The 23,893-nt window shown below is 61.0% G+C and carries 22 protein-coding genes and 2 tRNA genes; 18 read left to right on the plus strand and 6 right to left on the minus strand.

Annotated elements, in window-relative coordinates; genetic code table 11:
• The first annotated feature begins 80 nt into the window (after positions 1–80).
• Positions 81–1,409, plus strand: coding sequence for a spinster family MFS transporter (locus ACQKI2_RS00005; RefSeq protein ID WP_427377695.1), 1,329 nt, complete (start codon positions 81–83; stop codon positions 1,407–1,409).
• A gap of 8 nt (positions 1,410–1,417) precedes the next feature.
• Here the strand turns inward: ACQKI2_RS00005 and ACQKI2_RS00010 are convergent, their stop codons facing one another.
• Positions 1,418–1,912 (minus strand): MarR family winged helix-turn-helix transcriptional regulator, encoded by a 495-nt coding sequence (locus tag ACQKI2_RS00010; RefSeq protein WP_427377696.1) that lies wholly within the window; start codon positions 1,910–1,912, stop codon positions 1,418–1,420.
• Between the two features lie 174 nt (positions 1,913–2,086).
• Between ACQKI2_RS00010 and ACQKI2_RS00015 the strand changes: the two genes are divergently transcribed.
• The 5 genes from ACQKI2_RS00015 (at position 2,087) to ACQKI2_RS00035 (ending at position 5,917) form a co-directional block, all read left to right on the plus strand.
• Positions 2,087–2,665, plus strand: coding sequence for a VOC family protein (locus ACQKI2_RS00015; protein WP_427377697.1), 579 nt, complete (start codon positions 2,087–2,089; stop codon positions 2,663–2,665).
• A gap of 11 nt (positions 2,666–2,676) precedes the next feature.
• Complete coding sequence (locus tag ACQKI2_RS00020; RefSeq protein WP_427377698.1) at positions 2,677–3,390, plus strand: glutathione S-transferase family protein; 714 nt, start codon at positions 2,677–2,679, stop codon at positions 3,388–3,390.
• Positions 3,391–3,496: 106 nt separating this feature from the next.
• Positions 3,497–4,825, plus strand: a complete 1,329-nt coding sequence (locus ACQKI2_RS00025; protein WP_427377699.1) for a spinster family MFS transporter — start codon at positions 3,497–3,499, stop codon at positions 4,823–4,825.
• Between the two features lie 35 nt (positions 4,826–4,860).
• Positions 4,861–5,253 carry a nuclear transport factor 2 family protein gene (locus ACQKI2_RS00030; RefSeq protein ID WP_427377700.1) on the plus strand — a complete coding sequence of 131 codons (393 nt, stop codon included), beginning with the start codon at positions 4,861–4,863 and terminating at the stop codon, positions 5,251–5,253.
• Between the two features lie 13 nt (positions 5,254–5,266).
• On the plus strand, positions 5,267–5,917 hold the full coding sequence (locus ACQKI2_RS00035) for a carboxymuconolactone decarboxylase family protein (protein WP_427377701.1): 651 nt from the start codon (positions 5,267–5,269) through the stop codon (positions 5,915–5,917).
• Here ACQKI2_RS00035 and ACQKI2_RS00040 read toward each other — a convergent pair.
• Positions 5,908–6,579 (minus strand): GntR family transcriptional regulator, encoded by a 672-nt coding sequence (locus ACQKI2_RS00040; RefSeq protein ID WP_427377702.1) that lies wholly within the window; start codon positions 6,577–6,579, stop codon positions 5,908–5,910. The two genes, ACQKI2_RS00035 and ACQKI2_RS00040, sit on opposite strands and share 10 nt — an antisense overlap.
• Positions 6,580–6,765: 186 nt before the next feature.
• Here ACQKI2_RS00040 and ACQKI2_RS00045 point away from each other — a divergent pair, with 186 nt between their 5' ends.
• From ACQKI2_RS00045 to ACQKI2_RS00055, 3 genes are all read left to right on the plus strand, one after another.
• Positions 6,766–7,974 (plus strand): CaiB/BaiF CoA transferase family protein, encoded by a 1,209-nt coding sequence (locus tag ACQKI2_RS00045; protein ID WP_427377703.1) that lies wholly within the window; start codon positions 6,766–6,768, stop codon positions 7,972–7,974.
• Positions 7,975–8,000: 26 nt separating this feature from the next.
• Positions 8,001–9,650 carry a long-chain fatty acid--CoA ligase gene (locus ACQKI2_RS00050; protein ID WP_427377704.1) on the plus strand — a complete coding sequence of 550 codons (1,650 nt, stop codon included), beginning with the start codon at positions 8,001–8,003 and terminating at the stop codon, positions 9,648–9,650.
• A gap of 172 nt (positions 9,651–9,822) precedes the next feature.
• Positions 9,823–12,054, plus strand: coding sequence for a TonB-dependent receptor (locus ACQKI2_RS00055; protein ID WP_427377705.1), 2,232 nt, complete (start codon positions 9,823–9,825; stop codon positions 12,052–12,054).
• A gap of 68 nt (positions 12,055–12,122) precedes the next feature.
• Here the strand turns inward: ACQKI2_RS00055 and ACQKI2_RS00060 are convergent, their stop codons facing one another.
• Positions 12,123–13,175: an NADP-dependent oxidoreductase gene (locus tag ACQKI2_RS00060; RefSeq protein WP_427377706.1), complete on the minus strand. Its 1,053-nt coding sequence runs from the start codon at positions 13,173–13,175 to the stop codon at positions 12,123–12,125.
• 41 nt (positions 13,176–13,216) lie between these two features.
• Complete coding sequence (locus ACQKI2_RS00065; RefSeq protein WP_427377707.1) at positions 13,217–13,621, minus strand: winged helix-turn-helix transcriptional regulator; 405 nt, start codon at positions 13,619–13,621, stop codon at positions 13,217–13,219.
• A gap of 102 nt (positions 13,622–13,723) precedes the next feature.
• Here ACQKI2_RS00065 and ACQKI2_RS00070 point away from each other — a divergent pair, with 102 nt between their 5' ends.
• From ACQKI2_RS00070 to ACQKI2_RS00080, 3 genes are all read left to right on the plus strand, one after another.
• On the plus strand, positions 13,724–14,056 hold the full coding sequence (locus tag ACQKI2_RS00070; protein ID WP_427377708.1) for a nuclear transport factor 2 family protein: 333 nt from the start codon (positions 13,724–13,726) through the stop codon (positions 14,054–14,056).
• Positions 14,056–14,844 carry an SDR family oxidoreductase gene (locus ACQKI2_RS00075; RefSeq protein ID WP_427377709.1) on the plus strand — a complete coding sequence of 263 codons (789 nt, stop codon included), beginning with the start codon at positions 14,056–14,058 and terminating at the stop codon, positions 14,842–14,844. Before ACQKI2_RS00070 ends, ACQKI2_RS00075 begins: the two co-directional genes overlap by 1 nt.
• Positions 14,845–15,071: 227 nt before the next feature.
• Positions 15,072–15,644, plus strand: coding sequence for an N-acetyltransferase family protein (locus ACQKI2_RS00080; RefSeq protein WP_427377710.1), 573 nt, complete (start codon positions 15,072–15,074; stop codon positions 15,642–15,644).
• Between the two features lie 296 nt (positions 15,645–15,940).
• Here ACQKI2_RS00080 and ACQKI2_RS00085 read toward each other — a convergent pair.
• Both ACQKI2_RS00085 and ACQKI2_RS00090 read right to left on the minus strand, forming a co-directional pair.
• Positions 15,941–16,016 (minus strand) — tRNA-Asn (locus ACQKI2_RS00085).
• Positions 16,017–16,336: 320 nt separating this feature from the next.
• Positions 16,337–16,410, minus strand: a tRNA-Cys gene (locus ACQKI2_RS00090).
• 161 nt (positions 16,411–16,571) lie between these two features.
• Here ACQKI2_RS00090 and ACQKI2_RS00095 point away from each other — a divergent pair.
• The 6 genes from ACQKI2_RS00095 (at position 16,572) to ACQKI2_RS00120 (ending at position 23,876) form a co-directional block, all read left to right on the plus strand.
• A complete protein-coding gene (locus ACQKI2_RS00095) occupies positions 16,572–17,225 on the plus strand; it encodes a protein-L-isoaspartate O-methyltransferase family protein (RefSeq protein WP_427377711.1) in 654 nt (217 codons plus the stop codon).
• A 95-nt stretch (positions 17,226–17,320) separates the two neighbouring features.
• The gene (locus tag ACQKI2_RS00100; RefSeq protein WP_427377712.1) at positions 17,321–18,601 is read left to right on the plus strand and encodes a TolC family outer membrane protein; all 1,281 of its coding nucleotides are present in this window, start codon (positions 17,321–17,323) and stop codon (positions 18,599–18,601) included.
• A gap of 100 nt (positions 18,602–18,701) precedes the next feature.
• The gene (locus ACQKI2_RS00105; RefSeq protein ID WP_427377713.1) at positions 18,702–19,373 is read left to right on the plus strand and encodes a PopZ family protein; all 672 of its coding nucleotides are present in this window, start codon (positions 18,702–18,704) and stop codon (positions 19,371–19,373) included.
• A gap of 90 nt (positions 19,374–19,463) precedes the next feature.
• The gene (locus tag ACQKI2_RS00110; RefSeq protein ID WP_427377714.1) at positions 19,464–22,325 is read left to right on the plus strand and encodes a valine--tRNA ligase; all 2,862 of its coding nucleotides are present in this window, start codon (positions 19,464–19,466) and stop codon (positions 22,323–22,325) included.
• 2 nt (positions 22,326–22,327) lie between these two features.
• Complete coding sequence (locus tag ACQKI2_RS00115) at positions 22,328–23,347, plus strand: isoaspartyl peptidase/L-asparaginase family protein (protein ID WP_427377715.1); 1,020 nt, start codon at positions 22,328–22,330, stop codon at positions 23,345–23,347.
• Complete coding sequence (locus tag ACQKI2_RS00120; RefSeq protein ID WP_427377716.1) at positions 23,337–23,876, plus strand: N-acetyltransferase family protein; 540 nt, start codon at positions 23,337–23,339, stop codon at positions 23,874–23,876. Before ACQKI2_RS00115 ends, ACQKI2_RS00120 begins: the two co-directional genes overlap by 11 nt.
• Positions 23,877–23,893 lie beyond the last annotated feature (17 nt).

Consider the following 23,893-nt stretch of genomic DNA (forward strand, 5'->3'; position numbering starts at 1 on the left):
AACATTGATGATGAGCTCAGGATCAGGCAGTCCACCCTGAGCAAATCAGCCGGGATTTTCTCCGGTCAGATGGTCCAGGAATGGGGTCAAGTTCAAAAGGCGAACAGAGTCTCCAATTAAACGGCCCGGATCAGGGGGCTGGGTCAGCCTATACCCTTTCTTTCATCGACCGGATGATATTGAGCCTTCTCGTCACGCCTGTGCGGGCGGCTCTGGACATCAGCGATACGCAGTTCAGCCTACTGATCGGATTGGCATTTGCCCTGTTTTATACGCTCGCCGGCCTGCCGCTTGCCTGGATCGCCGACCGGCACAGCCGCCGCAACCTGATCGTCGGCGGCGTGACGGTGTGGAGCTTCATGACCCTGTTATGCGGCACCGCCACAAACTATGCAGGCCTGTTTCTTGCGCGCGTCGGGGTCGGGGTTGGAGAGGCCACGCTGTCGCCGGCCGCATACTCGATGCTCAGCGACTACTTTCCGCGCGAGAAACTGGCGCGGGCCATCGCAGTCTATTCCATAGGCGTTCCCTTAGGATCAGGCATCGCGCTGATGCTGGGCGCGCTGGTGATCAAAGCGATCCTTGCAGCGCCCGCGATCCACCTGCCCCTGCTGGGAGAAGTGGAGGCCTGGCGGCTGACTTTTGCCATCGTGGCGCTTCCCGGATTGCTCTTGGCGCTGCTCATGTTCACCGTGCGCGAACCCTTCCGGCGTGGACGGGCCGCAGAAACAGCCGATCCCGCGACCGCGCAAAACTTCATCGCACATGTCATGCGTAACAAGGCGGCTCTGGGCTGCCTCTTTGCCGGCATGTCACTGATCGGCATGGTGATGTATGGCTCCATTGCGTGGATACCCGCCTTTCTTGCGCGCACCTATCCCATCAGCATCACCGATGCGGGGCTATGGTTTGGCGCCATCATGGCGGTTTGCGGCGCGGGCGGGCTCCTTCTCGGTGGCTTCATCGCCGACGGAATGTTCTCAAAAGGCCGCAACGATGCGCACATCCGCACAATGCGGCTGTCGCTCCTGCTTGGCGGCCCGTTTCTGATACTGGCGCCGCTGATGCCGTCTTCGGCCCTGGCGCTCGCCCTGCTTGCGCCGGGCTTCCTGCTGATCACCATGCATGGCGTCGGCAGCGTCGCCCTTCAATTGATCACACCGAATGAATACAGGGCACGGATTACCGCCCTCTACTTCTTCGTAGTGAACCTTATCGGCCTCGGCTTTGGACCGACAGCGATTGCGCTCGTGACAGACACCATTTTTCGCGATGACAATGCCTTGAGGTATTCGATTTTTATCGTGTCGGCAGTCGCGCTGCCGGTGGCGGCGATCATTCTCACGCTGGGCCTTGCCCCCTTCCGGCGCAGCCTGGAGAAAGCCTCCGCCTCAACGGAGGCCACTTGAATCGGGGGCTAGCCGGGCTTCCGGCCCGCATCCTCGACAATATCCTCCGCGCGGAAGGACATCGGAGCGCCCCAGTCCCTGGCGAGGGTGTCTGCAGTTGCCCGGAAGGCATCCTCGCCGATCCGCCCCACCAGCGCCTCGATCATCAGCTGCATTGCGCGCTGGGCATCCCTGCGCATTGCCTCCCCGGTGGGCGTGAGAACCACGACCTTCACACGCAGATTGCCAGGATCATCGGCCAGCTCAACCATGCCCATATCGATCATGGATTTGAGCGTCGAATGGATCGCCTGCCGGCTGATGCCGAGACGGCGCGCGATATCGGAGGGGCGGCGAACCCCCATCACCACATTGGCCATCACCATGGATTGAGGGCGGGTTACCTCCGGCCACCCGCAGGCGCGGATATAGCTCTGGAGCCCCTCGTCAAACCAGTAAAAACCAGAAAGCAGATTCAGGAGAATCTGATTGGCCTGCATCATCTCATCTTCAGTCTTTGGCATCCTTGCGCCTTACCCCGCCTGCGCGCTGATGCAAACACCAGCCACCTTTCATAGCGCCGAATATATATCTGGGTGCAAAATTTATCGTCAATTTAATTGACATATTGTTAGGATGAGGTAGCCTGATTTCTACAAGATGCGCTGGGAAAACCCGCCACAAAGGAGGAATAGCCGATGAGCAAACCCCGCAATCAGGAGTTCGAATTTCTGGGTGTGAACCACCTCGCGCTGGTGTGTAAGGATATGGCCAAGACCGTTACCTTCTACCGTGATGTGCTTGGCATGCCGCTCATCAAGACGATCGATCTGCCCGCCGGCAAAGGTCAGCATTTTTTCTTTGATGTTGGAAATGGCGATGCGATCGCCTTCTTCTGGTTCCCGGATGCCCCCCAGGCTGCGCCGGGAATTGCCGCGCCGGAAAACCTGCCCACCCGCGGCAACATCCGTTCCGCACACGGCTCTATGAACCATATCGCCATCAACGTGCCCGCCGAGCGGTTTGACGAATACTACGCCAAGCTGAAAGCCAAGGGCGTCGATGTGACCGAGATATTCAATCACGACAATTCCCCGACCCAGATGTCGAAGGAATTGACGAAGGACGTGTTCGTCCGGTCTGTCTACTTCTTCGATCCCGACGGCATCTGCCTTGAGCTGGCCGCTTGGACGCGCGAGTTTGACGACAGCGATGTGCGGCACGCGCCTGTCCGCGCCGATGGTACGCCAGACCTCAGCGTTCTTCAGCCCTCGTAAGGGCCGCTGACGTGATAGACGTACATTTCGTGCCGACACCTAATGGCCACAAGGTGTCGATCATGCTGGCTGAGCTTGATGTACCCCACCGGCTTATTCCTTACGATATGCTGGCCGGTGATCATCTGACGAAGGCTTTCCGGCAGATCAACCCGAACGGGCGCCTGCCTGCCATCGTCGATCATACGCCTGCAGACGGCGGGGCGCCTTTTCCGGTGTTCGAATCCGGAGCCATCCTGCTTTACCTTTCGGAGAAGCATGGAGGCGCCCTGATGCCGGAGGACACGCGCGGCCGCTCGCTCGCGCAACAATGGCTGATATGGCAGATGGCCGGCTTCGGCCCGATGCACGGCCAGGCGCACCACTTCATCCGCTATGCGCCCGAAGGCCAGGAGTATCCAGTTACGCGATACCGCAATGAGGCAATCCGCCTGCTGAACGTTCTCGAACGCAGATTGCAGGAAACACCCTACATGGCTGGCGAGACTTATTCAGTCGCGGATATCGCGACATGGCCATGGGTGCGCGCGGTCCGGGCAATCCAGCTGCCGCTGGAGCCTTATCCGGCCATCCAGCGCTGGTTTGCAGAGATTGGGGAGCGGCCAAGTGTGCAGCGGGGAACCGAGGTCAGCAATGAGCGCAACCTTTCCAGCCTGCGCCCTCACCTCACCGAGGAAGCATGGTCGAACCTCTTCGGTGAGAACATGCTGAAGAGCGGCCAATAGATCTCGCCCATCATAATCCGACCACTGACCGTAAACTAAGTTGACAGAAGTGCCAGACGCGATACGCTTCCGGCCAAAGCGCGCAGACGCTTCAAAGGGGAGAAACATGCTTGAAACCGCTCAGGCGACTGCCGTTTCGGCAGGACCGGTGACCCCGGCTACACCGCTGCAGAAGACCCTCGCCCTGGTTATCCTGATGGCCATCGGTTCCATCAATTATGTGGACCGCCAGCTCCTCTCCCTGCTGATCGAGCCTGTCCGGCAGGACATTCCGCTCAGTGATACTGCCTTTGGTCTTCTGACCGGCCTGTTCTTCGCGCTGTTTTATGCCTCAATGGGGGTTCCCGTTGCGATGCTGGCGGACCGGATCAATCGCGTGAAGCTGGTTGCTGTTGCCTGCACAATGTGGAGCGTCTGCACCGGCCTTTGCGGGTTCGCGCAGAATTTCTGGCAGCTTGCCCTTGCCCGGTTCGGCGTTGGGGTTGGCGAGGCCGGCGGCACGGCGCCCTCCCTCTCCATCCTGGCGGATTACTTCAAGCCGGAACAACGCCCGGCAATCATAGGACTGTATACCGTAAACGGACCAATCGGCGTTTTCATAGGCATCTCGCTGGGTGGCTTCATCGCAGCGCAGTATGGCTGGCGGATGGCATTTTTCACTGTGGCCATCCTCGGCATTGCGCTGGCACCCCTCCTCTGGCTGCTGGTGCGCGAACCTTTGCGGGGCGCAACCGAAGCAGCGGCGTCCTCCGGCGCGCATGAAAAAGCACCCTCCCTGCTTTCCACAATCCGCATCTTCCTGATGTTGCCCACCTTGCGGCTTCTCCTCCCCGCCAGTGGCCTGCTCGCCTTTGTCAGCTATGGTCTGCTGAACTGGATCCCGGCTTTTCTCATGCGGGAGAATGGCATGGCCCTCGAACAACTGGCGCTGTGGTTTGGCCCGGCGGCGGGGATCTGCATGGGTCTCGGGATCTGGGGTGGCGGCGCAATCGTGAATATCGGGGTGAAGAAAAGCCTGACAGCGTACGCTTGGGCCCCAGCACTCTCGGTGATGATCGGGTGCCCGTTCCTGCTCCTGGCGCTGTTCATGCCGGGCTGGGAACTGACGCTTATCCTGATGCTTATCCCCATGGTCAGTGTGGTGATGTATGTGGCCCCTGCCCTCGCCCTGACGCAGAATCTTGCGCCTCTGCGCGCCCGCGCCACGGCGACGGCTCTGCTCCTTCTGTCATTCAATCTGGTTGGCATCGGCGGCGGCCCCCTGATGATCGGTATCCTGTCGGATCTCTTCACATCGTTGGGATCACAGAACAGCCTGCGCTGGGCACTTGCCTCCACGATCCCCGTTTCCCTGATCGCGATGGGGCTCTACATCATGATGGCGCGCACCATCACCTCTGATCACGAAACACGCCGTATACAAACCGGCATCTGACTTCAAAGGATAAGCAGACGCAAATGGGAGGCTCCATGTCCGAGACAGACATCCGTGCGCTGGCGAAGCGCTTCTTTGACGCTGTAGAGGCAGGCGACATTGACACGCTGGTGGCCTGTTATGCGCCAGACGCGAAGATCTGGCACAATACAGACCAGGCCGAGCAGACCCCTGAAGACAACCGGAAGACCCTTGCCGGAATGGTTACCCGCATCAGCGACCGCCTATATGACAATCGCCGGGTTGACGTGTTCGCAGGCGGCTTTGTTCAGCAGCATATTCTGCGGGGAACCCGCATCCATGACGGCGCCCGGCTCCAGCTTCCGGCCTGCATTGTCTGCCAGGTGAAAGATGGCCGGATTATCCGGTTGGATGAGTATTTCGATTCTGCCCATGTTGCCGAATTCCGGAAATTTGCAAACGCCTGACAAGGAACACCTCATGCCCGCTATCAGACAAGTTCCCCGCGCCGAACTCACTAACGCCACGATGCTGGCCTATTTCGAACGCCTGTTCGGACCGGACCGGGATCCGATCACCGATCCGGGTACAGCGACAGGATCGCCGGGTGACTGGTGGAGCGTTTTTGCCAACTCCGAAGAGGTGTTCGAACACGCCGTGAATGGCTTCAAGCTTTATCGCAGCCCGAACATCCATCTTGATCCGGTATTGCGCGAACTTGGGCAGACACGGGTTGGCTGGACCATTGGCAGCCAGTTTGTCTTCTCCCAGCACTGCAAGCTTCTTCGCGCCCTTGGCATTTCGGATGATAAGATCAAGGCTGTCCCGGCCTGGCAGGTATCTGATCTCTTCAGCGATCAGGAACGCGCTGTACTGGCGTATGCGGACTGTCTATCTACCGGCCGTGGCCGGACGCCGCCCGAAGTGATGGCCAGGCTCAAGACCTTCCTCAGCGATGAGGAAATCCTAGAGTTCACCTACATCGTATCCATGTATGTGATGCACGCCATCATGTCCCGCGCGCTGAAGACCGAATTCGATGACCGGCCTGAAGCGATTGTGGAGGTCGATGCCCCCGAAGGCTTCAGCACGGCAGACTTCCTCTCCTCACGCCCCTCCGATCAGCGCTGACCGGCCCTGTCGCCGGGGCTGCGCTGAGCGAGGTCCCGGCGGATGGCTGCAAATGCCGCCTTGATGTGCCCCGTCATTACCGCCTCCGCCCAGCGGCCGTCCCGAGCGCGGAATGCCGCGATGAGTTCGCGGTGATGCCGCATGGAGCGTTCGCGCTCATCGGCAGAATAGCGGGCCAGCGTGCGCAAAACCAAGGGCGTTTCCACAACCAGCCCAGCCACACTCAATAGCCGGGCGCTGCGGGCGGCTTCCAGGATGATCCGGTGAAACCGGCTGTTGGCGCCAGCGGCCTCCGGGGTATGGTCTGCGCCTTTCCTGACGAGCGCCTCCATCTGGCCGGCCAGCGCCTCCAGTTCTGCAATCTCGGCCTCCGAAATCCTGGTAGCGGCGCGGGCCGCGCCATACCCTTCGATCAGGGTTCGCAGTTCATACAGTGCCTCAAGATCCTCATCTCCCGGATCGGCAACCTGCGCGCCATAGTTGGGGCTGAACTCGGCCAGGCCCTCATTTACGAGGCGGCGCAATGCCTCGCGTACCGGCGTACGCGATACGTTGCAGAGTGCGGTCAGGTCAGATTCGATCAGCCGGTGCCCCGGCGGAAAACGGCCGGAGATGATCTCTTCCCGGATGATCTCATACGCCTGAACACTGGCACTCGCCATCACCTGATCCTCGACACTACCCTTGCTGGTCCTGCCGTCACCCTGCCGGGGATTTCTCCCCATGGCTAGGCATTGATCGGGCCGCAGCCTCACTTTGTATACAATATATTCGTTTATGACTTGAAAACGTCAATTTATTTGTCATTATGGGTTTAATTGAATACAAAATGCCCAAGGGAGGGATAAATGAGCGCCACCAGCGGATCCCCGCCGGCCGGCTCCCTGCACGGTATCCGCGTTGTTGAAATGGGCCAGCTGATTGCAGGCCCGTTCTGCGGGCAGCTGTTGGGCGATTTCGGCGCCGACGTCATTAAAATCGAACCGCCAGGGACCGGTGATGCGCTCCGCCAGTGGGGGCAGCCCGGCTATCCCCTGTTCTGGGAAGTCCTTGGCCGCAACAAACGCTCTGTCACTGCCAATCTGCGCACAGAAGAAGGCCAGGCGCTCGCTCGCCAGCTCATTGCAGGCGCTGACATCCTGATTGAGAACTTCCGGCCGGGCACGCTGGAGCAATGGGGGCTTTCCCCAGCAGATCTGATGGCGGAGAACCCTCGCCTCATCATCGTACGTGTATCCGGCTACGGACAAACCGGTCCTTACGCCGGCAGAGCTGGCTTCGGCGGTATCGGAGAGGCGATGGGTGGCTGGCGGCGCGTCGTGGGTGATCCTGATCGACCGCCCGCACGAATGGGGGTCTCCATCGGCGACAGCCTGGCCGCAACCTTTGCCTGTCTCGGCGCGCTCGCTGCGCTGGAAGCGCGCCATCGCACCGGCAAGGGACAAATCGTGGACTCCTCTCTCTATGAAGCCGTTCTGCATGTCATGGAAAGCCTGGTGCCCGACTACGCCATCGGCAACTTCACGCGGGAACGCTCGGGCTCCATCCTGCCCGGCGTCGCGCCCTCAAATGTATACCCCACGGCTGACGGATATTACCTCATCGCCGCCAATCAGGATTCCGTTTTCAGACGCCTTTGCGGCACGATGGGGCAACCCGACCTGGCAGAGAACCCGCGCTACGCAACCCACATCGCCCGCGGCAACCACCAGAAGGAACTCGACGAGATTATCGCAGCCTGGACCCGCACACAGACGACCGACACTCTGGAACACATGATGGCGGAAGCGGGCGTTCCTGCGGGGAGGATGTATACCCCCGCCGATATGCTCGCAGACCCGCAGTTCAAGGCGCGCCAATCCCTGATCGAGATTGACCATCCCAAATGGGGGAAACTGCCGATGCAGAACGCCTTCCCCAAGCTGTCCGAAACTCCCGGCGGGGTACGCCGTCCCGCGCCGGCACTTCCGGGCCAGGACAATCTGGCCGTTTACGGAGCAGATCTCGGACTGAGTGAGAGCGAACTGGCATCCCTGCAACAACGCGGCGTCATCTGAGCCGGGCAGCGGAGGAGGGAAATTTCATGCACGGCCTGATGCAGGAAGCAGAACTTACACTGGACCGGCTGCTCACCCACGCCGCCCGTTGGCACGGTCAAACGCCGGTTACATCCCGTTCGGCGCAAGGCCAGATCAGCCGCACAGATTACGCCACGCTTGCGCGGCGGGCCCAGCGCGTCTCCAACGCTCTGCGCGCAGCGGGCATCGCCAAGGACGACCGGGTCGGCACGCTGGGCTGGAACGGTCATCAGCATTTCGAGGCCTGGTATGGCATCATTGGCATCGGCGCCATATGCCATACGCTGAACCCGCGCCTTCTCAACGAACAGATTGCCTATCTCGTAAATCATGCGCAGGACCGGATCATTCTGGCTGATAGTGCCTGCCGCAGCATTCTGGAGGACATTCTCCCCTCCTGCCCCTGCGTCGAAGCGGTCATCCTTCTGGACGAGGAGGCGCCCGCGCCCCTCTCAAGCTGCCCTGTTCCAGTGACGGGGTATGAAGCGTGGATTGATCCGTACCCGGATTCGGCAGAATGGGGGAAATTTGAAGAGCGCCAGGCTGCGGGTCTCTGCTATACATCCGGCACGACGGGAAACCCCAAGGGCGTTCTTTACTCGCACCGCTCCAACTATCTTCACGCCCTGATGGTCCTCGGGCCCGACGCTCTGAACCTGTCCGCACGAGACACGGTGCTTCTCGCCGTGCCGATGTATCATGCCAATGCCTGGGGCGTGGTTTATGCAGCCCCGATGATTGGCGCGAGCCTTGTCCTGCCAGGGCAACGGCTCGATGGCGCCTCCCTCTATGAACTTATGGAATCCGAAGGCGTGACCTATTCGGCCGGAGTGCCCACCATCTGGCAGATGCTTCTGACACACCTGCGCGAAACCGGCGCTTCCTTCTCCACCCTTCAGCGGGTCACCGTCGGCGGCTCGGCCTGCCCCGAGTCGATCATTCGCGAATTCCGCGACCGGCACGGCGTTGACGTGATCCAGGGCTGGGGCATGACCGAAACCTCTCCGCTGGCAACCGTGTCCCTTCCGAACCGGCGCATCAATACGCTCACGGACGAAGAGAAGATTGGCTGGAAACTGAAACAGGGCCGTCCCCTGGCGGGCATCGACCTGAAACTTGTAGACGATGCTGGCGCGCCTCTCGCACATGACGGACGCACTCCCGGCCGCTTGCTGATCCGCGGCCCAACAATTGCCTCGCAATACTATGGAGAGCGACATAACGCTCTGGATTCCGAAGGCTTTTTTGACACCGGCGACATCGCCACCCTGGACGGCGATGGCTATATGCAGATCACTGATCGCGCCAAGGACGTCATAAAGTCCGGGGGGGAATGGATCAGTTCGGTTGATGTCGAGAACATCGCAATGGGCCACCCGGCTGCAGATCTCTGCGCCGTCATCGGCATCCCCCACCCCAAATGGGACGAGCGCCCTTTGTTGCTCGTGAAACTCCGGAAGGACGCCACCGCAACCGCTGCGGAGATGCTCGCATTCCTTGAGGGCAAGATCGCCACCTGGTGGATGCCGGACCGGGTGGAGTTCATCGAAGAGATGCCCACAGGCCCTACCGGAAAGATCGACAAGAAGAAGCTGAGAGACCAGTTCGGCGGCGTGATGTTTGTAAAGACGCCGGCACACGGGGAAAACAGTTAGATTACGAACCAACAATCCCAGTCAACTCGGACACCTTACCTCAGTACCAGCCTGAAATGCACTTCATCCGGATACGTCACACAAGTCTGTCCTTGCCGAGTGCACAAATATCAATTAGCTAACTAACCAAATAAGGCCGGACAGGACGATACCGGCTCACAGGGAGGAACAAATGAAATCGGGTATATCCACACTCGCCATGGTCGTGGCCTTGTCGGCGTTGTCAGGCACCTCAAACGCGCAGGAGGCGGCTGACACTGGCGAGGAAACACGCAAGCTCGCCACTGTCACTGTAACGGCGCAGAAGCGCGAAGAAAGCCTGCAGGATGTTCCAATCTCGATGGAGGTCATGTCGGGGGAAGCGCTTGCAGACCTGCAGGTCAACGACTTTCAGGACATGACCAGATACGTGCCGAACGTTGCCGTTCAGCTAACGGCCGGCAACAATGTGGTATATATTCGCGGCTTCGGCTCTCCGGCCGCGAACTTCTCGTTTGATCAGGCCGTCAGCCTCTACATTGACGGGGTCTATGCCGGCAAATCGCGGCAGACCCAGGGCCCGTTCTTCGATCTGGAGCGCGTCGAGGTGCTTCGCGGCCCACAAGGCGCGCTGTTCGGCAAGAACACGGCTGCAGGCGCCGTCAGCATCGTTTCTGCTGGCCCCACCGACACGTTTGAAGGCGCCGTGAAGGGGGTCTACAATTTCGACCTTGAAGGATATGAGCTGTCCGGCCACGTCTCTGGTCCGATTACGGATCGTATTTCCGGTCGGCTCGCCGTCAAGCAACTCGACCAGGATGGCTGGATCAGCAACCTCGGCAAAGGCGGCCAGAAAGAGCCACAGGTAGAACAGTTTCTGGCGCGCGCCACGCTGCGCTATGAAGGCGAGGGCGACTTTGACTACACCGTCAAGGCCGAGTTCGGGGACAACCGCCGGATCGGCGGCATGAACGTTTCCGGCCGCCTGGACATTCCCCAGAATCCTGACCTCACCCGCTACAGCGTCGACAGTGTTGTCGGCGAAGAGGGCACTGAGGCAACTTCCTGGCTCGTGTCGGGCACCGGCAACTGGGATATTGGCGAATACACCCTCACCTCCGTGACGGGCTATTCCTGGTTCCGCGCTGACATCAACAACTATTTCGATCAGCAGTCACCGGACGGAACCATCGTTCCAAACAGCGTCTACAACAGCTATCCGGAACACTTCCGTCAGGTGTCACAGGAACTGCGTCTGTTGTCGCCCACAGGGCGCAAGTTCGAATACATCATTGGCGGATATTACGACTCGTCCCGCTATCTGCTGTCCCAGTTCGGTGGCTTCAACATCGCGGCATTCAATTATGAAGGCCTTGGACGGTCGGATTTTTCGCAGTTCAGCAAGTCCTACTCTCTGTTTGGTCAGGGCACCTACCACTTCTCGGACACCCTTCGGGCGATTGGCAGCCTGCGCTACACCAACACGGAAAAGCGCGCGGGCTTTGACGGCGAACTGATCTACGGCCCCTATCCGCTGCGCCCACTGACCAAGGCCGACGGCAGCATCAGCGAAGATGGCGTGGACCCCTCGATCACCCTGCAATGGGACGCTCACCCCAGCGCGATCGTGTACGTCACCTATGGCCGCGGCTCAAAATCGGGCGGTTTCGTGGGTAACACCTATGGGACAGTCGATTCCACATTCACCTATGATCCGGAAAAGTCCGAGAGCTTCGAGGCCGGCGTCAAATCCACCCTGCTGAATGGCGCGCTTGTGCTGAACGGCGCAGTCTATGAGACAAGCTTCAAGGATCTTCAAACCTCCGTATACGATCCTAACCTGTCAACCTACATCACAGGCAATGCCGCCAGCGCCAAATCCACCGGTGTCGAGGCATCGCTCGCCTGGATCATTTCTGACCAGTTCAGCGTCAACGCCTCAGCGGCATATCAGGACGCGAAGTATGAAGACTATCCCGGCGCAGCCTGCCTTGCCAGCCAGCCGCTGACGGAATGCAATTCCGCCGATCCCACAAGTGTTGCGCAGAACAATATCGCAGGCAGGCCCCTGCCCTACATTTCCGATTTTAGCGGAAACGTACAACTGAACTACACTCAGGACCTCTGGAACGATCTGGTATTTGACGGCATTCTGGCGGTCACGGGCCGTTCCGAATATTTCGACTCCGATAACCAGAGCCCGGCCTACGGCCTCCAGAAAGGCTTCGCGAAAGTGGACCTCCGCCTTCAGGTCGCCCCGCAGAACGAGCGTTGGCACGTGGCGCTTGTCGGCAAAAACCTGACAGACGAGATCACCACCGGCAGCGCCTTTAACCTGCCCTCACCGATCACCAGCGTGCCCCGTGCGATCTTCTATGTCGAACCACCGCGGACCATCGCCCTGGAAGCTGGCCTGCGGTTCTAAGCCTCCCGGCACTTATACTTTCGGGGACTGTGCACGGCATGGTCCCCTTTTCTTTTCTGCCAATCAGGTCAAGCCTGCCCCGCCGGGTCCGGTGATACCCGCACCAGGGTTTTGCCAAACGTGCCGCCTGCCAGCATAGCCTGGAAAGCACGCGGGGCAGTTTCGAGCCCCTCATGGATATCTTCCCGGTAACGAATGCGACCGTTCCGCAACCAATCACCCATTTCCGCCAGAAACCGGTCCTGATGACTGGCAACATAGTCCCCCACAAACAGAGGGTGCACACTCATATTCTGTTCACTGAACGTTTCCTCACCAGCCGCCTTCCATGTCTGGATGATGTCTTCCCCCATGGCGCCATATTGTGAGGCAAGGCCGCACAGCGTGATGCGCGCCCCATTGTTGAAGAGCCCAAGCACCGCTTCGAACACCCGCCCGCCGACATTTTCGAAATAAACGTCCACCCCATCCGGGCAGGCTGCCCGCAGGCGCTCGGCAAAATCCGGATAAAGATGCGAGATACACTCATCGAAGCCAAGTTCGCCTTTCACATAGGCGCACTTTTCCGCGCGGCCCGCGATGCCCACCACCCTGCAGCCGCGCAGTTTTGCGAGCTGCCCGGCAACTTGCCCCACTCCGCCGGACGCGGCAGAGATAACCACGGTTTCGCCCGGCCGCGGCGCGCATTGCACATAGAGCCCCGCATAGGCGGTGAGGCCGAGCATCCCCATGACTCCGACAGCGGATGAAATTGGCGCCAAAGAAGGATCAAGCTTGCGCGGAAACATGTAGCCGAAGGTGGAGATGCCCTCACCGGTCAATCCGTAAGTCTGCCAGCCATTGGTGTTGAAGATGAAGTCGCCGGGCGCGTAACCCTCAAGGCGGCTTTCCACGACCTGGGACACTGTCCGCCCGTGGCAGACCTCCCCAACCGCCTCGACGCCCCTACGCCGGCGGCCCCACTGGTAGGGATCCAGCGAGAGATAAATCGTGCGCGTGAGCATCTGGCCCGGCCCCGGTGAGGGCGCCGGCGCTTCTCTCCAGGCAAAATCGGCATCCACCGGCCAGCCTTCCGGCGGCGTGCGCGCGAGTACCCAGTGAGGGTTGATCCTGTCTGCCATGGCCGCCCCGAAACCTGCGTTGCCCGCTGCAAAAGTGGGGTTCAGCCCTCGGGCATGTCAATGAACGCCGCCGGGACGGGCTGGGCGGTTTCGCCGAGCAGCCCTTCCCGGATTTCAGCCGGCGCGCTCTCTGCCCAGAGAAGGAGCGCGTCCAGAGCCGGACAAAGCGACTGCCCCCACTCTGTCAGGTGATATTCAACGCGCGGGGGAACTTCGTGATGCACGATGCGGGTCACCACGCCGTCTTTCTCCATCTGGCGCAGCTGCTGGATCAGCATTTTTTGAGAGATGCCGGGAATCGCGCGCTCAAGCTCCGAAAACCGCATGACCTTGCCGCCAAACAGCTGGAACAGGATGACGAGTTTCCACCGTCCTTCAAGGATGCGCAGCGCATTCTGCACGCCTTCGGCTGCCAAAGGGGCTGTATATTCGGGTCTCTTACCCATAGGTTAGTACCTTACTTTTTTGTCGGTTCTTGCCATTCTGGCAGCATAGACGCATCTGAAACCGAAAGGCAATGATGCCGCGAGCCAAGAGGATAAGACCCCATGTCGTCCACCCCGCCCCTTCCCGCCCCCATTTCACGCTATTTTGCGGCCAACCCGAGTTTCGATGTCGAAGGGATGCTGGCGCCGTTTGCGGCCGATGCCATTGTGGTGGACGAACGCCAGACTCGTAAGGGAACGGACGAGTTGCGCGCCTGGATCAAGGAAGCAACGGTCGGCGTCAAAGCCGTCGCGACGCCTGTTTCTGCCACTCAGGAAGATGATCTCCATATCGTGGTGGCCAATGTTGCCGGCGACTTTCCCGGCAGTCCGGTACCGCTCACCTTTCGCTTCCAGCTTGCCGGAAAAGAAATCTCGCATTTGGAGATCGTGTAGTGCAGCCGGTCTTCAAATCCGAGTTTTCCGGCAAGCGTGTGGTCGTAACCGGCGGCACCCAGGGCGCAGGCCATGCCGTCTTCCAGAAGCTGGCGGCAGAGGGCGCCCAACTTGTAACCGCAGCCCGCTCTGCACGCCCCGAAACAATGCCGGAAGCGGCATTCGTGCGCGCCGATCTCAGCACGGCGGCGGGCGCCGAAGCGCTCGCCCATGCTGCGCAGGAACGCATGGACGGAGTTGATATTCTGGTTCATGTGCTGGGCGGATCCAGCGCGCCCGGCGGCGGTTTCGCAGCGAGCGGAGACGAAGTCTGGCAGGCAGAGCTTGATCTCAACCTGATGTCGGCAGTGCGCCTCGACCGGCTATTGGTGCCGCAGATGATCGCGCGCGGCAAAGGCGCGATCATTCATACTGCCTCGATCCAGTCGCGCCTGCCGCTATATGATTCCACGACCGCATATGCAGCAGCCAAGGCGGCGCTGGTAGCCTACAGCAAGGCGCTGTCGAAAGAGGTGGGGCCCAAAGGCGTAAGGGTAAACGTGGTCTCGCCCGGCTGGATCTATACCAGCGCTGCCGAAGCGATGGTGAAGCGCATTGCGCAGAGCAGTGGCAGCAGTGAAGAAGCCGCGCGGCAGTCCATTCTCGAGGCGCTGGGCGGGATTCCGATCGGCCGGCCCGCCCTTCCCGAAGAAGTGGCGGACCTGATGGTTTTCCTGGCTTCGGATCGGGCCTCCGCCATCCACGGCGCGGAGTATGTGATTGATGGTGGCACGCTCCCCACGGTCTGAACTTTCGGACAGCGGGCGCGCCCGCTGCCGATCCTTTGTTTAAATTACTTACACATGAAATTTTTTGGATTTCCGCATCCGTGCCCGGAATTCGCATTCCTGCGCAAATCTCTGCTCAAAAAGCAGGATAGCGCGCAGTCTTCTCCCTCCCGGCGCATTCGAGTGTTGTTTTCGCGCCACACTCCAGTGTCTCCTCGGGGAAACTGAACACCGCAGCTGGAGTGCCCATGGGATACGCGCTGAAATCCGAAACATCCACAGGCTGGCCAGATGCCGCCCTCCATATCCGCGATGCGGATGATGCCGACATGGAGGCCATCCAGGCCATCTACGCCCATTACGTCCTGACGAGTTCGGCCACTTTTGAGGAAATACCCCCTTCGGTGCCCGAGATGAAACTGCGCCGCGCGAATGTACTCGCCGCGGGCCTGCCCTTCCTCGTGGCGGAAGCTGACGGTCAGGTGATCGGCTTTTCATATGCCTCGCCCTATCGCGGCCGGTCTGCCTACAAATATACGATCGAGGATTCCATCTATGTAAGCGATCTCTTCGGCGGGCGCGGCGCGGGCAGCGCGCTGCTGTCCCAACTGATCGCGCGGTGTGAAGTTGGGCCATGGCGGCAGATGCTGGCGGTGATGGGCACCAGCCGCAACGAGGCCTGCATGGCGCTTCACCGGAGCCTCGGTTTCAGCAATGTCGGCACGCTGAAGGCTGTCGGCCTGAAATTCGGCCAATGGGAAGACACGGTCATGATGCAACGCCATCTGGGCGAAGGCGAATGGTCCCTACCGAGGGATTGACGCGCCTCACTTGGAACTGGAAACGCTAGGCGCTCCTGCAAAGACATCCTTTATCGTCTGATTTGCCTCGCGGCCCCGCAGATGGGCATCACCACTCACCCGCCGGTGTCCGGCGGCGAGCTTCTGTTGATTGGGCGCTAGGGTAAAACAGGCGGCGCGCCGCTCCTATCCGGAGCGCCACCAGCGTGTTGTGACGAGGGAGCCAGCGGAGTCATGCCGCGCTCATCACCTGCTGCTCGCCGCAATTACCAAAACATGCCCGAAAGCATTCTTCGTCTTGATTGTCCGGGAAAGAGTGGCTCCGCGAGCAGGACTCGAACCTGCGACCGGGCGATTAACAGTCGCCTGCTCTACCAACTGAGCTATCGCGGAACAGCTGGAGACGGGGGAATAGCCAGACCGGCTTTCCGGTTCAAGAGGCAAATAGCGCCTTCTGCAGAAAATCCGCTGCGGCAGGCTGCAGAATTGTGGATAGCGCCACCGCGCCGGCAAACCTCACCCCGGAAAGAAAAGAGGCGGGAGACAAGCTCCCGCCGAAGGCGTTGGGTGATGGTGGGTGTCTCCAAGAGAAGACATGCCCAAATTCGCCCGAAATGGTTAATGCCAGGTAAACAGTTTGCAATAAATGCGAATAGGCGCGTTCAGCATAACCGGCTGCACGCTCTGGGTCTGTGATATCGGGGAAAAGTCTGTGGAGGCCCCACCCGGAATCGAACCGGGGTGCACGGATTTGCAATCCGCTGCGTCACCACTCCGCCATAGGGCCTCAGGAGAAAGGCCCTCTAGCAGCGCTTGGGCGCGGAGACAATCGGCCTTTCATCACCTTTCACAGAAGAAGCATGTCGCGGCGATCCTGCGCATTGCGCGGCGCGGCCGCCGTGATACAGGGAGCATACCTATCCAGCGATTCAGAAACGGCGTTTTGAGATGGACTTCGACCTTGCGCGCGAAATCATGGTGGACAGCCAGATCCGCCCGAATGATGTGACCGATCCGGCGATTGTGGCCGCCTTCCTGCGCACCCCCCGCGAGGAATTTGTGCCCAGCTCGCGCCGCTCGGTTGCCTATTCAGAGATGGAAATCGAAACAGCGCCCGGCCGGTCCCTGTGGACGCCGCGCGATACGGCCAAGCTGATCAAGCTCGCCCAGATCAAGCCAACAGATGTGGTGCTGGTGATTGCCGCAGGCTCAGGCTACGAAGCCGCCCTCATCAGCCATCTGGCGGACACGGTGATCGCGCTGGAAGACAAGGCCGGCCTCGTAGACGCGATGGGCACCCGCTTTGCCGAACTCGGCCTTGATCGCATTGCGCCGGTAGAGGGGCAACTGGCCAGCGGCCTTGCCGAACAGGCGCCGTTTGACGTCATCTATGTATGCGGCATGGTTGAAACCCTGCCGGAAGCATGGGGCGCGCAGCTTTCCGAAGGGGGACGCCTCGTGGCGGTGGTCGGCGATGATGGGCGCCTGGGCCGCGGCAAGGTCTTCACCAAGGCCGGCGACACGCTCTCCTCGCGCGACGGCTTCGATGCCTGCCCGCCGCGCCTTGTGGAATTTGACCGCAAACCGGCCTTCACCTTCTAAAGGGCCCTGCGTCCATATGTTTTGGTGAACAGCGTTCACCTTATTAAAAGAAAAGCTTATATACCCTGCTGACAGGACCAACAGGGTATTCCATCATGCGTAAGCTCACGCCCCGGCTGCTGATTGGCACCAGCCTTCTTTCCTTCTTCATGGCAGCGCCGGCGCTCGCCGAGACCTTGCCGGAAGCGGTTGCCTCGGCGTTTGCAACCAATCCCCAGCTCGAAATCGAGCGCTACCGCACGGATATCGCCCGGCAGAACCTTGAGGCCGCGCGCGGTGCCGGACGGCCCACCGTCAACCTGACCGCCGGCGGCGGCTATGAATATATCGACACGACCAGTCCTTTCGCCTTCGGCGTGGGAGACCGCCCGGTCGCTTCCGCCCAGCTGCAAGCCATCCAGCCCCTCTACACGGGCGGTAAGATTTCCGCCGGCATCCGGCAGGCTGAAGCAGGCATAAGCTCTGCTGACTTCGGCTTTGCCGCCGCCCGCCAGGATCTGATTCTCCAAGTGGTCACGGCATATATGGATGTCGTGCGCGATCGCGAGGCCGTGGCCATCCGCAAGAACAATGTGGAGGTCACCAGCGAACAGGTGCGCGCGGCGCAGGACCGGTTTGATGTCGGCGTCGTCACCCGCACAGATGTGGCGCAGGCCCAGGCCCGGCTGGAAGGCGCCCGCGCAGCGCTCGCCGGCGCTGAAGCCACGCTCCAGGCCAGCGAGGCCAATTATCAGTATCTGACCGGGCTGCGCCCCGGCGATCTGGCCCCGCCCCCACCCGTGCCACCGCTGCCGGCGAGCCTCGAGACGGCGCTGGAGACAGCGATCAAGGACAATCCCAGCATCGCTGCTGCGCGCGAAGATCTCCGCGCAGCAGGCGCCGCCGTAGATTCCGCAAGAGCCGATGGCCGCCCGCAGGTAAACCTCGTGGGCACGGCCTCCCTTCAGGAAACATTCGGCAGCAGTGATCAGCGCGACACCAGTGTTTCGGCGCTCGCACAGGCGCGCATTCCCCTGCTCACCGGCGGCGTCGTGAAAGCACAGACCGAAGGCGCCAAGCTGCGCCGCGAACAGGCGCGCCGGTTTGTCGATAATCTGGAAACCCAGGTGCGCGCCCAGATTACTCAGGCCTGGTTCAGCTATGAGGCCGCCTTGCGTTCAATCGAAGCCTCGCGCCGCCAGGTCGAAGCGGCGGAAATCGCCTATGAAGGCGCCCAGGAAGAACTCGCCGTTGGCGTGCGCTCGACGCTCGACGCCCTGGATCAGGAGCAACAGCTGTTCGAAGCACGCTTGGCACTGGTCGCGGCGGAAAGAGACGCCTATGTTGCTGCCCACAACCTGCTGCGCGCAACCGGCGCACTGGGCACTATTGGCTGATCCACTCGCCTCTCAGGCGTTAACAATGTCAAACGCTTGTTAACCCCGGCGGCCTAACGGTGGTATTCAGACATTGTGATTCCGCCAGCGAGGGGCTGAGATGGCCAACGAAGCACATAAAGAACCCACGATGGAGGAAATCCTCGCATCGATCCGGAAGATCATCGCCGATGACGGTCCTGCGCCCACCGCCGGGCGGCCCGTGATGCGCGAAGTGAGGCCCGAGCCGGCCAGCAGCCGCCCCAACTTCTCTTACGACAATGATGCTGACGATCTGGGCATGTTCGAGGGCGACGAGTCGGACCTGGCAGACGAAATTGCCGGGGAAATGGCCGAAGAGTTCACCACCGAGATCAAGGGCCCGGAATTCTCCTTCGAGGCGATTCTCGGCGCATCGAGCGCACGGGAAGCCGCCGCGCCAGCCCCTGCCTCCCAGCCGGAGCCGGAGCCTGAAATCGAGGAGCCATTCCGCCCAGCCCCGAGACCTGCCCCCCGCGCCGCTCAACCCGCCCCTCAATCGGAGCCGAAAATGCCTGCCGCACCGCGCTATGCAAATGAGCCTCTGACGGACGCCCAAACAGCCGAATCAGCTGCCGGCGCTCTCGGCAAGCTGATCTCCAAGATGGACCTTGGCAGCGACAACACGCTGGAAGGCCTGGTGCGCGAACTTCTCAAGCCGATGGTCAAGGAATGGCTCGATGCCAACCTCGCCCGGATCGTCGAAGAGAAGGTAGAAGCCGAAGTCCAGCGGATTGCCCGCATGGCGCGCTAGCCTCATCCCTCAAACTTGCTATAGGGAACGGCGCGCCTTAACCGGCGCGCTTTTCTTTTATGCCCTGCCCGCAAAGCCCACACGAAAACGATGCTTGATCAGAGATTTGACCCCGCCGAAGCCGAACCGAGGCTCTATAAAGCCTGGGAGGAAGCGGGTTGCTTCCATCCATCGGGCGATACCAGCGCCCAGGCCTATTCCATCGTCATTCCGCCGCCGAACGTTACCGGCGTGCTGCATATGGGCCATGCGCTCAACAACACACTTCAGGATGTGCTGATCCGGTTTGAGCGGATGCGCGGCAAGAATGTCCTCTGGCAGCCGGGCACGGATCATGCCGGCATCGCCACCCAGATGGTGGTTGAGCGCCAGCTGGCCCAGGAAGGCAATCAGGACCGCCGCACGATGGGCCGCGAAGCCTTCCTTGAGCGCGTCTGGAGCTGGAAAGAACAATCGGGCGGCGCCATCGTGGGCCAGCTCAAACGCCTCGGCGCCTCCTGCGACTGGAGCCGCGAGCGCTTCACCATGGATGAGGGCCTCTCGAAAGCCGTCACCAAGGTGTTCGTGGAGCTTTATCGCAAGGGCCTGCTCTACCGCGACAAGCGCCTTGTGAACTGGGACCCGCATTTCCAGACCGCGATTTCCGACCTCGAAGTGGAGCAGAAGGAAGTCGATGGCCATTACTGGCACCTGCGCTATCCCCTCGCTGATGGCGTCACCTACGAACATCCGCTCAAGGATGAAGACGGCAATCCGGCCGGCACCGAAACGCGCAACTATATCGTGGTCGCCACCTCGCGTCCCGAAACCATGCTGGGCGATACCGGCGTGGCCGTTCACCCCGAAGACGAGCGCTATAAGGGCCTTGTCGGTAAGTTCGTGGAATTGCCCATCGTTGGCCGCCGTGTGCCGATTGTTGCGGATGAATATGCCAATCCGGAAAAGGGCTCCGGCGCGGTGAAGATCACCCCGGCGCACGACTTCAACGACTTTGAAGTCGGCAAGCGCGCGGGCCACACGCCGCTGAACATTCTCAATGCTGTCGCTGCGATTGTCAGCGGCGTGGAAGCTGATGCAGCCGGCATCCCGGAAGACTTCCAGGGCCTCGACCGGTTCAAGGCGCGCGACAAGGTGGTTGAGACCTTTGAAGCGCTGGAACTCCTTGAACGGATCGAAAAGCTGAAGATCGAGCAGCCTTTCGGGGATCGCTCTGGCGTGGTCATCGAGCCGTGGCTGACGGACCAGTGGTATGTCGATGCCGGTACGCTGGCCAAGCCTGCGCGCAAGGCGGTTGAAGACGGGCTTACCCGCTTCGTGCCCGAGAACTGGACGAAGACCTATTACAACTGGATGGACAACATCCAACCCTGGTGCGTTTCGCGCCAGCTCTGGTGGGGCCACCGGATTCCGGCATGGTATGGCCCGCGCAAGCTGCTCGAAGGCGGTGAAAGCTATGATTTTTCGGGCGCCGAGCCGCCGGAATGCTTCGTGGCACCCACTGAGGCAGAAGCGATAAAGCTGGCCGAAGCCTTTTATAAGGGGCGGCCCATCAAGGCTTTCTCCGACCAGGACGCCGCGATCCGCGATCTGGAGGAAAGCTCCCTCATCCAGGGAGATGCCGAGCCGATCCGCATCTATCAGGACGAAGACGTCCTCGACACCTGGTTCTCCTCTGCGCTCTGGCCCTTCTCCACACAAGGCTGGCCGGATGAAACCGAGGCGCTGAAAACCTACTATCCCACGGCCACACTGGTGACGGCCTTCGACATCATCTTCTTCTGGGTTGCCCGGATGATGATGATGGGCATCGAGTTTACCGGCCAGGTTCCGTTCAAGGACGTTTACATCCACGCCCTCGTCCTCGACGAGAAAGGCCAGAAGATGTCGAAGTCCAAAGGGAACGTGATGGACCCGCTGGACCTCATCAACGAGTATGGCGCCGACGCGCTGCGCTTTGCGATGAGCCGCCTGGCTGGCCAGGGCCGCAACATTCGCCTGTCGAAACAGGTGGTTGAAACCAACCGGAACTTCTCCACAAAGCTCTGGAACGCCGTGCGCTTTGCCGAGATGAACGAGTGCGGCGCGCCGGGCCAGATTGATCCGTCCACAATCGAACGTCCCGTCAACCGCTGGATACTCAGCGAGTTGGCGGCCTGTGTCGAAGACGTGACGCGCGGCCTTGAGGAATACCGCTTCAACGAAGCGGCTGGCGCGCTTTACCGCTTCATCTGGAACACGCTGTGCGACTCGTATCTGGAGCTGATCAAACCCCTGCTCGCAGGTATGGATGACGGCGCCAAGAGCGAAACGCGCATGGTCTGCGGTTATGTGATCGATGAAGCGCTGAAGCTGCTTCATCCTTTCATGCCCTTCGTGACCGAGGAGCTGTGGGAGCGCCGCGCGCCTGGCCGCGCCAACGATCAGGGCTTCCTGATGCTTCAGACCTGGCCGAAAGCCACCGGCTGGCGCGACGCAGCAGCCACAGAAGAGATCGAATGGCTGATCGACCTGATCACCGAAATCCGCTCCCTGCGGAACGATCTCGGCGTGCCCGCCGGCGCCAAGGTTCCGCTCGCCTTCGTCAATGCCAGCAATGGCGATATCATGCGCGCCGAGGCGCACGGAGAAATCCTTCGCCGCATGGCGCGTGTGGAAGATGTGACACTGCCGAATGAAATGCCGGCAGGCGCCGTTTCCGCCGTAGTCGGATCAACCGTGGCGGCCCTTGTCATCGCGGACCTGATTGACGTGGCCGAAGCGTGTAAACGCCTCGACAAGGAAATCGCCACGCTGGACAAGGACATCACCAGCACCGAAAAGAAACTCGGCAATGCAGACTTCGTCGCCAAGGCGCCTGAAGAAATCGTCGAGGAAAACCGGGAGCGTATCCGTGATTGGACCGCGCGGCGGGAGAAACTGAGAGCGGCCCGCAAGAGCCTTGAAGGGATCTGAAAATGAAGACACTGACGCAGCTTGCCCTCGCCTTTGGAGGATTGATCATGACCGCCTGCGCCAGTGTCTCCGCCGAGCCCGCTCCCACCCCAGAAACAAAGGCGCCTGAGTGGCGCCTCGTCATCCATGGCGGCGCAGGCGTGATCCTTCCGGGCAGCATGACGCCGGAACTGGAAGCCGCTTATATCGCCGCGCTGAACGTCTCGCTGGAAGCGGGCGCGGCCGTCCTCCGCGAAGGCGGCAGCGCGCTCGACGCGGTGGAGGCTGCCGTGCTGACGATGGAAGATGACGCGCTGTTCAATGCTGGCCATGGCGCAGTGTTCACCGCCGCAGGCACCCATGAACTCGACGCAGCGATCATGGACGGCCGCGACCGGAATGCCGGCGCCGTTGCGGGCGTGATGCGCGTGAAAAATCCGATCAAAGCCGCCCGGGCCGTCATGGAAAAATCCGAGCACGTCATGTTCGCGGCCACGGGCGCCGATGAATTTGCGCAGGCGCAGGGCCTCGAAATGGTCGAGAACGGCTATTTCGACACAGACCGGCGCCGCGAGGCGCTGGAGCGTGTCCTGCAGGAACGCGCCCGCACCGCCGCCGACCGTCACGGTACCGTCGGCGCGGTCGCCATCGACGCCAACGGAAACCTCGCCGCTGCCACCACCACCGGCGGGATGACCGCAAAGGCCGCAGGCCGCGTCGGCGATACACCGCTGATCGGCGCGGCCACCTATGCCGAAAATGGCGTCTGCGCCGTCTCGGCCACCGGTCATGGCGAATATTTCATCCGTGTGGCGGTCGCCAAGACGATCTGTGACCGGGTGAAGCTGGCAGGCGAAGACGTGAAAACGGCAGCTGGCGTGGCGCTGGATGAAGTCGCCGCGCTCGGCGGCGATGGCGGCGTCATCGTGATTGGCGGCAATGGCGACTATGGCTTCGTTTTCAACTCCGCCGGCATGTATCGCGGCTGGATCGATGCCACCGGTTCCGGCACCGCCATCTACGGCCAGAGCGATGCAGACTGACCATGCCTCTTCGCAACTGACGGTTCGCACCGCAGTTCCCGGCGATCTTCCGGCGCTGGTTGCCCTGTCGCAGAAGACCTTCACGGACAAATTCGGGCACCTCTACCACCCTGAAGACCTCGCAAGCTTTCTCGAAGAGTCCCACGGAACGGCCGCCTATGCCGCCTGGCTCGCCGATCCGCGCAACCTGATCCGCGTGGCGGAGACAGAATCGGGCGCGCTGGCGGCCTACCTTCTGTGCGGCCCGCTCTCCCTGCCTGCGGATAATGCAGAGCCCGGCGCTGTGGAACTCAAACGCCTCTATGTCGATACGCCGCTGCAGGGGCGCGGGCTCGGCTCACGATTTGTGGATGAAGCCCTCGCCTGGGCTCGCGGCCGGGGCGCGCCGGAAATCTATCTCAGCGTCTATTCGGAAAATGAAGGCGCGCAGCGTCTCTACGCCCGCTATGGTTGGGAAAAGGTGGGAGATTTCATTTTTCCCGTCGGCCGGCACGAAGATCTCGAATATCTGCTGCGTCTCCCCCTCTGAGGCCGGAATCGGGGCCT

It is taken from the genome of Hyphomonas sp. NPDC076881, from assembly GCF_050269995.1.
Taxonomy (GTDB): Bacteria; Pseudomonadota; Alphaproteobacteria; order Caulobacterales; family Hyphomonadaceae; genus Hyphomonas.

Bases quoted from the DNA above. Each gene is read 5' to 3' on its own strand.
- ACQKI2_RS00005 (WP_427377695.1), top strand. From the start codon at position 81: ATGGGGTCAAGTTCAAAAGGCGAACAGAGTCTCCAATTAAACGGCCCG.
- ACQKI2_RS00040 (WP_427377702.1), bottom strand. From the start codon at position 6,579: ATGGCGAGTGCCAGTGTTCAGGCGTATGAGATCATCCGGGAAGAGATC.
- ACQKI2_RS00080 (WP_427377710.1), top strand. From the start codon at position 15,072: ATGGGATACGCGCTGAAATCCGAAACATCCACAGGCTGGCCAGATGCC.
- ACQKI2_RS00030 (WP_427377700.1), top strand. From the start codon at position 4,861: ATGTCCGAGACAGACATCCGTGCGCTGGCGAAGCGCTTCTTTGACGCT.
- ACQKI2_RS00065 (WP_427377707.1), bottom strand. From the start codon at position 13,621: ATGGGTAAGAGACCCGAATATACAGCCCCTTTGGCAGCCGAAGGCGTG.
- ACQKI2_RS00100 (WP_427377712.1), top strand. From the start codon at position 17,321: ATGCGTAAGCTCACGCCCCGGCTGCTGATTGGCACCAGCCTTCTTTCC.
- ACQKI2_RS00045 (WP_427377703.1), top strand. From the start codon at position 6,766: ATGAGCGCCACCAGCGGATCCCCGCCGGCCGGCTCCCTGCACGGTATC.
- ACQKI2_RS00095 (WP_427377711.1), top strand. From the start codon at position 16,572: ATGGACTTCGACCTTGCGCGCGAAATCATGGTGGACAGCCAGATCCGC.
- ACQKI2_RS00035 (WP_427377701.1), top strand. From the start codon at position 5,267: ATGCCCGCTATCAGACAAGTTCCCCGCGCCGAACTCACTAACGCCACG.
- ACQKI2_RS00010 (WP_427377696.1), bottom strand. From the start codon at position 1,912: ATGCCAAAGACTGAAGATGAGATGATGCAGGCCAATCAGATTCTCCTG.
- ACQKI2_RS00025 (WP_427377699.1), top strand. From the start codon at position 3,497: ATGCTTGAAACCGCTCAGGCGACTGCCGTTTCGGCAGGACCGGTGACC.
- ACQKI2_RS00060 (WP_427377706.1), bottom strand. From the start codon at position 13,175: ATGGCAGACAGGATCAACCCTCACTGGGTACTCGCGCGCACGCCGCCG.
- ACQKI2_RS00110 (WP_427377714.1), top strand. From the start codon at position 19,464: ATGCTTGATCAGAGATTTGACCCCGCCGAAGCCGAACCGAGGCTCTAT.
- ACQKI2_RS00105 (WP_427377713.1), top strand. From the start codon at position 18,702: ATGGCCAACGAAGCACATAAAGAACCCACGATGGAGGAAATCCTCGCA.
- ACQKI2_RS00070 (WP_427377708.1), top strand. From the start codon at position 13,724: ATGTCGTCCACCCCGCCCCTTCCCGCCCCCATTTCACGCTATTTTGCG.
- ACQKI2_RS00115 (WP_427377715.1), top strand. From the start codon at position 22,328: ATGAAGACACTGACGCAGCTTGCCCTCGCCTTTGGAGGATTGATCATG.
- ACQKI2_RS00120 (WP_427377716.1), top strand. From the start codon at position 23,337: ATGCAGACTGACCATGCCTCTTCGCAACTGACGGTTCGCACCGCAGTT.
- ACQKI2_RS00015 (WP_427377697.1), top strand. From the start codon at position 2,087: ATGAGCAAACCCCGCAATCAGGAGTTCGAATTTCTGGGTGTGAACCAC.
- ACQKI2_RS00050 (WP_427377704.1), top strand. From the start codon at position 8,001: ATGCACGGCCTGATGCAGGAAGCAGAACTTACACTGGACCGGCTGCTC.
- ACQKI2_RS00055 (WP_427377705.1), top strand. From the start codon at position 9,823: ATGAAATCGGGTATATCCACACTCGCCATGGTCGTGGCCTTGTCGGCG.